General features: G+C 43.8%; 11 protein-coding genes. 10 read left to right on the top strand and 1 reads right to left on the bottom strand.

The genetic code is table 11. The features are described from left to right. The first annotated feature begins 536 nt into the window (after positions 1-536). The 6 genes from AB4135_RS06040 (at position 537) to AB4135_RS06065 (ending at position 8,486) form a co-directional block, all read left to right on the top strand. Positions 537-725 carry a DUF2065 domain-containing protein gene (locus AB4135_RS06040; protein WP_020910901.1) on the top strand — a complete coding sequence of 63 codons (189 nt, stop codon included), beginning with the start codon at positions 537-539 and terminating at the stop codon, positions 723-725. Between the two features lie 66 nt (positions 726-791). Then, positions 792-2,087: an adenylosuccinate synthase gene (locus tag AB4135_RS06045; RefSeq protein ID WP_371991193.1), complete on the top strand. Its 1,296-nt coding sequence runs from the start codon at positions 792-794 to the stop codon at positions 2,085-2,087. Between the two features lie 203 nt (positions 2,088-2,290). After that, entirely contained in the window at positions 2,291-2,914 is a 624-nt protein-coding gene (locus AB4135_RS06050) for a tetratricopeptide repeat protein (protein WP_220736614.1), read from the top strand. A 40-nt stretch (positions 2,915-2,954) separates the two neighbouring features. Next, entirely contained in the window at positions 2,955-5,411 is a 2,457-nt protein-coding gene (gene rnr / locus AB4135_RS06055; protein WP_371991195.1) for a ribonuclease R, read from the top strand. Then, positions 5,412-6,155 carry a 23S rRNA (guanosine(2251)-2'-O)-methyltransferase RlmB gene (rlmB, locus tag AB4135_RS06060; RefSeq protein WP_248973526.1) on the top strand — a complete coding sequence of 248 codons (744 nt, stop codon included), beginning with the start codon at positions 5,412-5,414 and terminating at the stop codon, positions 6,153-6,155. 243 nt (positions 6,156-6,398) lie between these two features. Next, a complete protein-coding gene (locus tag AB4135_RS06065; protein WP_371991197.1) occupies positions 6,399-8,486 on the top strand; it encodes a prolyl oligopeptidase family protein in 2,088 nt (695 codons plus the stop codon). A 73-nt stretch (positions 8,487-8,559) separates the two neighbouring features. Here AB4135_RS06065 and AB4135_RS06070 read toward each other — a convergent pair whose 3' ends face one another. Beyond that, positions 8,560-9,303, bottom strand: coding sequence for a YdiY family protein (locus tag AB4135_RS06070; RefSeq protein WP_371991199.1), 744 nt, complete (start codon positions 9,301-9,303; stop codon positions 8,560-8,562). Between the two features lie 494 nt (positions 9,304-9,797). Here AB4135_RS06070 and rpsF point away from each other — a divergent pair, with 494 nt between their 5' ends. The 4 genes from rpsF to rplI are packed head-to-tail and all read left to right on the top strand — an operon-like array spanning position 9,798 to position 11,244. Beyond that, positions 9,798-10,211 (top strand): 30S ribosomal protein S6, encoded by a 414-nt coding sequence (gene rpsF / locus AB4135_RS06075; protein WP_020910908.1) that lies wholly within the window; start codon positions 9,798-9,800, stop codon positions 10,209-10,211. 8 nt (positions 10,212-10,219) lie between these two features. Beyond that, a complete protein-coding gene (priB, locus tag AB4135_RS06080) occupies positions 10,220-10,525 on the top strand; it encodes a primosomal replication protein N (RefSeq protein WP_020910909.1) in 306 nt (101 codons plus the stop codon). Between the two features lie 11 nt (positions 10,526-10,536). Next, positions 10,537-10,764, top strand: a complete 228-nt coding sequence (gene rpsR / locus AB4135_RS06085; RefSeq protein WP_005497284.1) for a 30S ribosomal protein S18 — start codon at positions 10,537-10,539, stop codon at positions 10,762-10,764. Positions 10,765-10,791: 27 nt separating this feature from the next. Then, positions 10,792-11,244 carry a 50S ribosomal protein L9 gene (rplI, locus tag AB4135_RS06090; RefSeq protein ID WP_020910910.1) on the top strand — a complete coding sequence of 151 codons (453 nt, stop codon included), beginning with the start codon at positions 10,792-10,794 and terminating at the stop codon, positions 11,242-11,244. Positions 11,245-11,350 lie beyond the last annotated feature (106 nt).

The raw sequence follows: 11,350 nt of genomic DNA on the forward strand, positions 1-11,350 counted from the left end.
GCTGCGTTAATGAACTTGAACCTAGTTTAACTATGCTCTTCATTCATTGCGAACCACATGGCCTTAAGCATGTTCCTGAGATGCTTAAGGCATTCCCTCCCTCCTTGGAGGTCAGATATAGGAGGTACGAGACCAAGGATGGTCGAAGGTAGAATAATGCAGAAGCAACTATCGAGAGTAACGCAGGAGCAGTTACCGAGGAGCATTTAATGACCTTACCTCAAAGCCGCTAAACTCTCGCTGAGCGATCAAATCTTTATACTGATTGGTATTATTCCTTACGGTAAATAGTCGACTAAAAATTAAGCTCGAAAGAACAACAAACCCTAGTTTTTCAAAGCTGATATTTTGTCTGGAGTGACAGTTGAGGTTAGTAGTAACTGTTTATCCATTCTGTCCGTTTATCTGCAGTATTTGTTTGGCATTAGCGATAGAATAAGAAGTGGACGGGCTATTAAGTGTTATACAATTGTCAAATATGAACACTAAAAATTCTGTCTATATTATAAACTGTTCGGTATAGGAAATACTTTGTTATGTCTTTTGAGTTAATCATGCTTGCGTTAGGTTTAGTGCTGATAATTGAAGGAATTGGTCCACTTTTGTTTCCAAACCGTTGGCGCGCCTATTTGAAAGAAATTTCCAATCAAAATCAGCAGCTTCTGCAAAGGTTAGGTGGTTCTTTAGTCACTGTTGGCATAGTCATATTGATTATTTTTTCATAAATTACTTGCCTACCGCCCCTATATATCTGCTAAAATCCCGTTTTAACCACTACCGTGCAGCAAATAATGGGCAAAAACGTTGTAGTTCTCGGCACCCAATGGGGTGACGAAGGAAAGGGTAAGATAGTCGATCTTCTTACCGAACAGGCTAAATATGTCGTTCGTTACCAAGGTGGCCACAATGCGGGTCATACTCTTGTTATCGATGGCGACAAGACCGTTCTTCATCTTATTCCATCAGGGATCTTACGCGATAATGTGAAATGCATTATTGGTAACGGCGTGGTGCTTGCACCTGACGCACTGATGGCTGAAATTAACATGCTTAAAGAGCGTGGCGTACCTGTAGAGGAACGTTTATTAATTTCTGAAGCATGTCCTCTAATTCTTCCATTCCATTGTGCATTAGATATGGCTCGCGAAAAAGCGCGTGGCAATAAAGCTATTGGCACAACGGGTCGTGGAATTGGTCCAGCATATGAAGATAAAGTTTCACGCCGCGGTTTACGTGTAGGCGATCTGTTTAATGCAGAATTGTTTGCCGAAAAACTGAAGGAAGTGATGGCTTATCACAACTTTATGTTGACTGAATACTACAAGTGCGAAGCAGTTGATTATGAAGAGACATTGAAAGATGCTCTTGCGATTGCTGATTACTTGAAGAGCATGTGCACTGACGTTTCTGAGCTTCTTGATCAGGCACGTAAAGCAGGTGAACCAATTCTATTTGAAGGTGCTCAAGGCACGTTACTAGATATTGACCATGGTACTTATCCATTTGTAACCTCTTCTAATACTACCGCGGGTGGTGTTGCAACAGGTTCAGGATTTGGTCCACGTCATCTAGATTACGTTTTGGGTATTATGAAGGCATACACCACACGTGTTGGTGCAGGTCCTTTCCCAACGGAATTGGAAAACGAAATTGGTGACTACTTAGGTACTAAAGGTCATGAGTTTGGTGCGACGACTGGTCGTAAGCGCCGTCCAGGTTGGTTGGATATTGTTGCGATGAAACGCGCAGTTCAAATCAACAGTGTTAGTGGCTTCTGCCTGACTAAGCTAGATGTATTAGATGGTCTTGAAGAGGTGAAGATTTGTGTTGGCTACCAGTACCCAGACGGTACTGTCGCTACTACAACTCCACTAGCGGCTGAAGGCTATGAGCAGGTCACTCCTGTTTTAGAGACTATGCCTGGTTGGAGCGAAACAACATTCGGCGCAACATCTGTAGAGCAGCTGCCACAAGCAGCAATGAACTACATTAAGCGTTTAGAAGAGTTGCTAGAAACGCCAATTGATATTATCTCAACGGGTCCGGATAGAAACGAGACCATGATTCTGGTGAATCCGTTTAGTTAATAAAAAGAGGCCGCGATTAGCGGCCTTTTTATTGGGTGCTTACTGAAGGTAAAAAAGCCGCTACAACTAGGAAGGGTTGAGGCGCAGGTAGTCCTCAAGAAATACGTTATACTGCCGATGAAAAAGACAGAACAGGCTACAAATACAACTATAGCTGATAATATACTTGTGCTTGAATTTACTTACTGTCAATGAGAGAACTTATGCTGCGTTATGTATTAATTATTGTATTGTCGATAATTTCTTTGCCGAGTATGGCTGCTCCCAAAGCCGTAGACGTCTATACTCAAGAGCAACTGGTTGATTTAATCCGCAGTAAACGCTATTTGACACAAGTTAAAGGCGATGATTGCCAAATTGTAGAGGATATTGAAGCGAGGGCTGAAGTGCTAAAGCAGCCACTCTATCAGTATCTTTGGGCTGAAATGCTCAATTACGGGATCTGCGTTAAGGCCAATCCGCCACGTGGGATCTCGATGTTAAAAACCTCAGCACGACAAGGCAGTGCTGAAGCCATGGTTAGAATGGCGGAGTATTACCATGACGGTAAATTCGTTATGGAAGATAAAGAGCGTGCTGTGCAATATGTGTTGCCCGCCGCTGCGACAGGTGACCTGCCTGCGCGAATCATGTTGGTTCGGTTATTTGGTGAAGGCTATGGTAGCCCACGCGATTACGAAACTGGATTTCATTGGCTATACAACGAAGTATTTAGCGATGAAACGGTGCAAGCCGAAGCAAGCAATTTGTTAAAGGTGTTAGAGGCAAAAATGCCGCCCAGCTCAGTGGCTAGGGCCAAACAGGAACACCTGAGAACGCAACAATAAGTATGGCTGAAAGCAGCCATGCCAATATTTTGGAAAATGAATGATACAAGATCCACATATTAAGCGAGAGCAAGAAAAGTACGACAACCCTATCCCAAGTCGTGAGTATATTTTGGAATACTTACGCTCTCAAAAGTCCCCGTTAACCCGTGAACATATAGCCAATGCACTCAAGATTGAGGGCGAAGAGCAATTAGAAGCTATTCGTCGTCGCCTGCGCGCAATGGAGCGCGACGGTGAGCTAGTGTTTACCCGTGGCAAAGCTTATGGTTTGCCTGAAAGAATGGACTTGCTAACTGGTACCGTTATTGGCCACCGAGATGGCTTTGGCTTTCTTAAGTTAGAAGAGGGCGGAGACGACCTCTACATTAATAACCGTGACATGATGATGTACTTCCACGGTGACAAAGTTCTAGCACAAAAAGCGGGTGTAGACCGTAAAGGCCGCCGCGAAGCCAGAATCGTCCGTTTAGTCGAACAGCGCACAGCGGCATTAGTCGGCCGTTTTCATCTTGATGCCGGCATGGGCTTTGTTATTGCTGATGACCGCCGCATCACGCAAGAGATCCTGATCCCTGAAGAGGACCGATTAGGTGCGCGTCAGGGAGATATTGTTGTTTTAGAACTGACTCGTAGACCTGGACGTTATGTCAAAGCTGCTGCAAAAGTTATCGAAGTACTGGGTCAGCAGATGGCTCCGGGGATGGAAATCGAGATTGCACTGCGCAATTACGATCTGCCCCATAAGTGGTCAGGACTGATTGAGAAGAAACTTAGAAAAATCCCTGATGAAGTGACTGAGGCTGATAAAGAAGGCCGTGTTGACTTGCGTCATTTGCCGCTGGTTACTATTGATGGCGAAGATGCGCGTGACTTTGATGATGCCGTATATGCTGAAAAGAAAAAATCAGGTGGCTGGCGCCTATGGGTCGCAATCGCTGATGTGAGCCATTATGTGCGCACTGAATCTGCATTAGACCGAGAAGCACGCTCGCGCGGTAACTCGGTGTACTTCCCATCTCAAGTCATTCCTATGCTGCCTGAGAAGATCTCCAATGGACTGTGTTCGTTGATGCCAGAGGTTGACCGTCTATGTATGGTTGCTGAGATGACTATTTCTGCAGCGGGCAAGTTATCTGGATATAAATTTTATCCAGCGGTAATGCACTCCCATGCGCGTTTAACCTACACTCAGGTTGCTGACATGCTTGAAGGTGGCGAGGTGAGCGACAAGCTCAAACCTATATTCCCGCACCTGCAAACGTTACAATCTTTGTATCTGACACTGGATGAAACCCGTGCAGAACGTGGTGCGATTGCATTTGAGACCACTGAAACTCAGTTCATTTTTAATGAGCAGCGCAAAATCGATAAGATTGTGCCACGCAGCCGCAATCAAGCACATAAGATCATTGAAGAGTGTATGATTTTGGCAAATGTCGCTTCGGCAAAGTTTGTTAAAAAGCACAAAGGTGAGGTGTTATACCGAGTGCATGAGGCACCATCGGAACAAAAGCTTACCAACTTTAAGGATTTCCTTAAAGAGCGCGGCTTAACGATGGAAGGTGGTCTAGAGCCAACGCCAAAAGATTACCAAGCGGTGATGGAGCAGATTGCAGATAGGCCTGATGCTGAGCTGATTCAGGTGATGTTACTAAGATCGATGCGCCAAGCAACTTATACCCCAGATAACGAAGGTCACTTTGGCTTAGCATTAGAGGCGTATTCGCACTTTACTTCACCTATTCGACGTTACCCAGATCTTATCTTGCACCGCGTTATCCGTTACTTGTTGTCAAAACAAGAGGGAGAACAATCTGAGCAGTGGACTGCTGACGGCGGTTATAACTACAAGATTGAAGAGTTGGACCTGTTAGGTGAAGAGTGTTCAACCACTGAGCGCCGTGCAGATGAAGCGACACGAGACGTCAACGATTGGCTTAAATGTGAGTTTATGCAAGATCATGTTGGCGACACCTTTGACGCGGTTATTGCATCAGTGACGCACTTTGGCATGTTTGTCCGACTAAACGACCTGTTTATCGATGGATTAGTGCATATCTCGAGTTTAGGTAGTGATTACTACCAATACGACAACATGCGCCAACGTTTAGTCGGTGAGGCGTCAGGTCAGGTATATCAGATTGGCGATACGGTAACGGTAAAAGTTGCAGCGGTAAATCTTGATGACCGTCAAATTGACCTGATGATGGAAGGCGATGCAGCTGGTGGCAAGCGTCGCAAACCTAGCAAACCCATGACAGCCAGAGAACGTGTTAATCGCGAAGGCGCTAAGCTTGCTGATAAAGAGCGCAGTGCTGGAAAAGGTAAGCGTTCAACTAGCAGTAAGAGTAGTGCCAAGTCAGGCTCTCGCTCGGCAAGCAAAAACAAATCAAGCAGTGGCAGCAAAGCTGGCACGACTAAGACAAAAGCTTCTGCGAAAAAGTCTTCGGCTAAAAAAGCCAAGTCAGCGAAGCGTAAAACGAGTAAGAAATAGATGAAGAAGCAAGATATAACCTTTGGTTTGCATGCTGTTGAAGCTGTACTGCAAAATAGCCCTGAACGCGTTATCGAAATCTGGGTGCTACAGGGCCGAGACGACAAACGATTAACACCAATCTTGGAAATTGCATCGCAGTGGGGCGTGTCTGTTCAGTATGCTTCTCGTAAAGCGTTAGATGACAAGTCTGCAGGTGGTCAGCATCAAGGCGTTGTGGCAAAGGTGAAAGCTGCCAAGATCCTCAATGATAACGATCTACACGCAATGTTAGATGCCACTGAAACGCCATTTCTGTTGATTCTGGACGGTGTTACCGATCCGCATAATCTGGGTGCATGTTTACGTAATGCTGACGCTGCGGGTGTGCAAGGGATTATCGTACCGAAAGATAACTCAGTTGGCTTAACGCCGGTTGTTAGTAAAGTGGCTTGCGGCGCCGCAGAAATCGTTCCGCTATATCAAGTGACCAACCTTGCACGCACTATGCGTAGCCTGCAAGATAAAGGGATCTGGATTGCAGGTGCTGCTGGTGAAGCTGATAGTGATGTTTACCAAGCTAGCCTAACAGGGCCGCTAGCGATTGCTATGGGCGCTGAAGGTAAAGGACTTCGCCGTTTAACTCGTGAAAGCTGCGATACCTTAATTTCGATTCCGATGGCGGGCAGCGTATCTAGCTTAAACGTGTCTGTTGCGACGGGTATTTGTTTGTTTGAAGCTGTGCGTCAACGTCTTGCAAAATAAGCTTATAATGAGCTAATTACCTGCACATCACAGGTCACTACTCTAAAACGCCGATGAAGCTATAACTTCATCGGCGTTGTTGTATTTGGAGGCTAAAGATAATGGCTGGTCGTGCTAACGGTTGCTCGTATCCTGCAAATGAGTAACCGTTATTTATGGTTACAATTTATTAACCTGTACTGTTTAACTTTGTTAGCACATGCAGTAGTTTAGCCAAACTAACTCTAATAACAGGATGTTTATATGCGAAACAAAGTTTTATCTTTATGCGTGCTAAGTTCAATTGCCGCAGCCCCCTCTTTTGCTGAAGAGGACAAATTCCTCTGGCTTGAAGATGTAGAAGGCGCAAAACCGATGGAGTGGGTCAAGCAACAAAATGCTCACTCTGAAAAGGAGATAAAAGCATATAAAGGGTTTGATGGGTTAGTGAGTAATAGCCTTGCTATTTTGAATAACAAAGAGCGGATCCCATACGCTAGTCGCATGGATGGCTACCTGTATAACTTCTGGAAAGACGAAAAACATGTCCGAGGGATTTACCGTAGAACGACCATGGAGGAGTACGTCAAAGCAGAACCTAAATGGGAGACTGTATTAGATATTGATGCTCTAGGTAAGGCTGAAGGGGTGAATTGGGTGTACAAGGGAATGGACTGTCGCTATCCCAATTACGATCGCTGTATGGTGTCATTGTCACGCGGTGGGGCTGATGCTGTTGAAGTGCGTGAGTTTGATCTGAAGCAAAAAGCATTTATAGACAAACAGAGCAAACCTTTTACATTGAATGAAGCAAAATCAAGTGTCAGTTGGATAGACAAAGATACTGTTTTTGTTGGCACCGATTTCGGTGACGGTAACAGTTTAACCGATTCAGGCTACCCTAAAGTGGTTAAACAGTGGCAACGTGGTACGCCACTGTCTGCGGCTGAAACAATTTTTAGTGGTGATAAGGCCTCGGTTGCGGTGTCTGGCTATGTGATTTATGACGATAAAAAACCACTACAGCTGATTACTGAAAGTCTTACTTTTTATACTGCTCAACACTACGCTTATCATGACAACAAATTGGTTGAGTTGCCGCTGCCGAAAGATGCCGATATCAAAGGTTATTTCAATGACCAGCTTTATATAGAGCTTAAAAGTGAGCTCAAAGCCGGCGGCAAAACCTTTAAGCAGGGCGCTATTGTTTATACTGATCTAGATAAACTGATAGCGCAAAAGCCTGAATTTAGTGTGTTGGTTGAACCTACGGCGACAGCTTCAATTTCGCAAGTTAGATTTACTAAAGGCGCAATATTAATTACTTGGCTCGATAACGTAAAAAGTAAATTAGTACGCTATGTGCAAAATGGTAGCAAATGGCAAACACAGCAAGCGCCATTTGATGTCAACGGTACATTGAGTGTGTTCGGCGCTGAAGATGACAGCAATGAGGTCTTCGTTAACTATACTAGCTTTTTAGAGCCTTCTAGCCTTTACCTGTTTGATGCTAAGAGCATGAAAGCAAAGAAACTGAAGGCAATGAAGCAGCAGTTTGCTGCAGACAAGTTTGAAACGAAACAATATTTCGCTAAATCAAAAGATGGCACCAAAGTACCGTATTTTGTGGTGATGGCGAAAAACTTAAAGCTAGATGGCACAAATCCAACTCTACTCTATGGTTATGGCGGTTTTGAAGTTTCATTACGTCCATCCTACTCTGCAACTATCGGTAAAAACTGGCTAGAGCAGGGCGGTGTATATGTGTTATCTAACATTCGTGGCGGTGGTGAATACGGGCCTGCATGGCATCAAGCTGCCTTGAAAGAGAATCGCCATAAGGCTTATGAAGATTTTGAAGCGATAGCTAAGGATTTAGTGAGCCGCAAAATTACTTCGAGTAAACATTTAGGGATCCAAGGTGGTAGTAATGGTGGTTTATTGATGGGGGCAGCCTTTACTCGAAACCCTGATCTATATAACGCCGTTGTGTGCCAAGTGCCGTTACTCGATATGAAGCGTTATAATAAGTTACTGGCTGGTGCGAGTTGGATGGGTGAATATGGCGATCCAGATATCCCTGCGCAATGGGACTATATTAAAAAATTCTCGCCTTATCACAACCTAAAGAAAGATACGGCTTACCCTAAAGTGTTCTTTACTACCTCAACTCGCGATGATCGAGTCCACCCAGGCCATGCTCGTAAAATGGTAGCGAAAATGGAAGATATGGGGATAGATGTGCTGTATTACGAAAACATAGAGGGTGGCCATGCCGGGGCTGCGGATAATAACCAAGCCGCTGAATTAAGCTCTATGGTTTACGCTTACTTAATGCAGCAATTAAAGTAACTGAGAGGCGCTGCTAATCGGATTGTCCTTGAGCTCACTCTAAGCAAGCTCAAGGACAAATTATCGAATCAGGTTATTGAAAGGTATACAGCAGGTTGAAAGTCGTGATGGTATCAGTCTGTTTAGAGCCTTCAGGTACCACTTGAGTGTATTTAATGTTGACGCCTATTTTGAATGCCCAATCTTGGAACAGGGTATTCTTATAGCTCATATCTAACGTCAGCGTGTTGTTGTCTTCTCCAACCTCAGAGGTCAAGTCTGCATTTAGACTGGTGTACTCTTGTAGTTTCTGCTCAAATTTTGCCGCTGTACGTAAAATGACATCTTTATTGGCTTCAGGGTTAGGGATATTGTCTGTCGAAATGGGCAAGTTATAACGATAACCTGGACCGACTTCTAAACTAAGCTTAGTGCTTGAATTGGAAATAGCATCGAAACCATAACCACCAGAAATGGTAGATACGCGAGTGTAACTACCAAATTTATCCCAAGTGAAGTCACCACGGCCGAAAACGTAGCCACTATAGAATTTGTAGCTAGATTGCAGTTGCAGGTCGTACTTTTCTGACGTGGTTTTTTCATCATCGGCCGCAAAATAACCTTTGATGGTGGCCTCTTGCCTCGTTGAATCAGTGTCGTAAACTAATTTTGTGCGCCCATTGAAACTGCTCGATTCAGTATTACCTGTATTAAGCTGGAAGCCGGCTTCAATTTCAGCAGTAAAATCACTCGGTGGCTCTTGATAATCAGGCGGTACAAGTGCGAAGGCTGCTGGTGAGCAAGATAGTGCTAAGGCTGCGGTAAGGATTCTAGACATTATTATTCTTGGTATGCTGTTCTAGGTTGAAAGTAAAATAGTGCAATGCGACATCATACCTAGAATCAGCAGCAGCGCAAACTAGATTATGTTGTTGATAAATCCTGGGGGGAAGCGAGGAGGATTTTACTTAAGGGAAACGGCCACAATATCGATTGTAATGCTTGCGCAGGTAAGCCTAAACGAGTGCAGGTCATCGCAATAGAAACGCATCAACTTCTTTACTGATTGGTATACTTCAGTATTCAAACTTTTAATCTTTGCTTTAAACTTGGGGCTAATGTCGCTGGCATTGAAAAGTTTAACTGTTATTAACTTACTTAAAACGACAAGTATTACCCAGTTAATTTCGTTCTCAGTAAGTTATCGCTTGAGTCTCGTTGCTAATTTATGTATTATTCCGCGGCTTAAATCAGTCACTTTAATTAGTTCCTTGCCTCTATTAGGTTTGACTGAGCCAACAACGAGGCTAGATAACCGTAAGGAGCAAAAAAATGCGTCATTATGAAATCGTATTTTTAGTTCACCCTGATCAGAGTGAGCAAGTGCCAGGTATGATCGAGCGTTACACGGGTATTCTTACCCAAGCTGGCGGTCAAATTCACCGTTTAGAAGACTGGGGCCGTCGTCAACTGGCTTACCCAATCATCGAGTTGCATAAAGCTCACTATGTTCTTATGAACGTAGAGACTACTGCAGAATCGGTTGAAGAACTTGAAACAGCTTTCCGTTTCAACGACGCTGTTTTGCGTAGCATGGTTATGCGTACTAAAGCTGCCATCACTGAAGCATCTCCAATGGCTAAAGCTAAAGACGAACGCGATACACGTCGTTCATCTGAAGAGCGTGCACCTCGTGCAGAAGCTACTGAAGAAGTTAAAGAAAGCGCTGAAAACACAGCTGAGTAAGTTTTTTTGTGACCACAAACAATTTGGTATTAGCAGGAACCATTACGCGTTCTAGACGATTTGATAGCCCAGCAGGCATTGCCCATACGGTATTGATGTTGGAGCACAAATCTCAACGTTATGAAGCAGAAATGCTACGCAACGTTTATTGTCAAATTCAAGTTGTATTAAGTGGTGAGCGCTTTAACAGCGTTACAGAAAATCTGAAAGCCGGCGTAGAAATCCAAGTCGAAGGTTTCCTTAATCTGCAACAGAGCAGAAATGGTCAAAATCGTTTGGTTTTACACGCTGAAAATGTCGAATTGAAAACTTAGGAGACTGTCACATGGCACGTTATTTCCGTCGTCGCAAGTTCTGCCGTTTCACTGCAGAAGGCGTTACCGAGATCGATTACAAAGATATCGTTACTTTGAAGAACTACATCACTGAAAGTGGTAAAATTGTTCCTAGTCGTATCACTGGTACAAATGCTAAATATCAACGTCAACTAGCTCGCGCTATCAAGCGTGCTCGTTATCTTTCTCTACTGCCGTACACTGATTTACATCAGTAATACTGCAATAATTTAGAGGAATATAAAATGAACGTTATTTTACTTGATAAAATCGCTAACCTAGGCAACTTGGGTGACCAAGTTTCTGTAAAAGCTGGTTACGCTCGTAACTTCCTTTTACCACAAGGTAAAGCTGTTGTTGCTAACGCTGCTAACACTGAAGTTTTTGAAGCACGTCGTGCTGAACTAGAAGCTAAGTTAGCTGAAGAATTAGCTGCTGCGTCTGCTCGTGCAGAAAAAATCACTGCATTAGAAGCTGTTGTTATCGCTTCTAAAGCTGGTGACGAAGGCAAGCTATTTGGATCTATTGGTAACCGTGACGTAGCTGATGCAGTTACTGCTGCTGGCGTTGAGCTTGCTAAAAGCGAAGTACGTCTACCACTAGGTGCATTGCGCAACACTGGTGATTTCGAAGTTGAAGTTCAACTTCACACTGAAGTTAAAGCTATTGTTAAGCTTTCTGTTGTTGCAGAAGACTAATATTTTGCATTAATACCTTAGGGTATTAGCAAAGCTTTAATTTAAAACACCGTTCTAATTTATTAGAGCGGTGTTTTTTTATGTTTGAAAAGCAGGAAAAGCAGGA

Origin of the sequence: Shewanella sp. 10N.286.54.B9, assembly GCF_041468565.1 — a bacterium.
Lineage (GTDB): Bacteria > Pseudomonadota > Gammaproteobacteria > Enterobacterales > Shewanellaceae > Shewanella.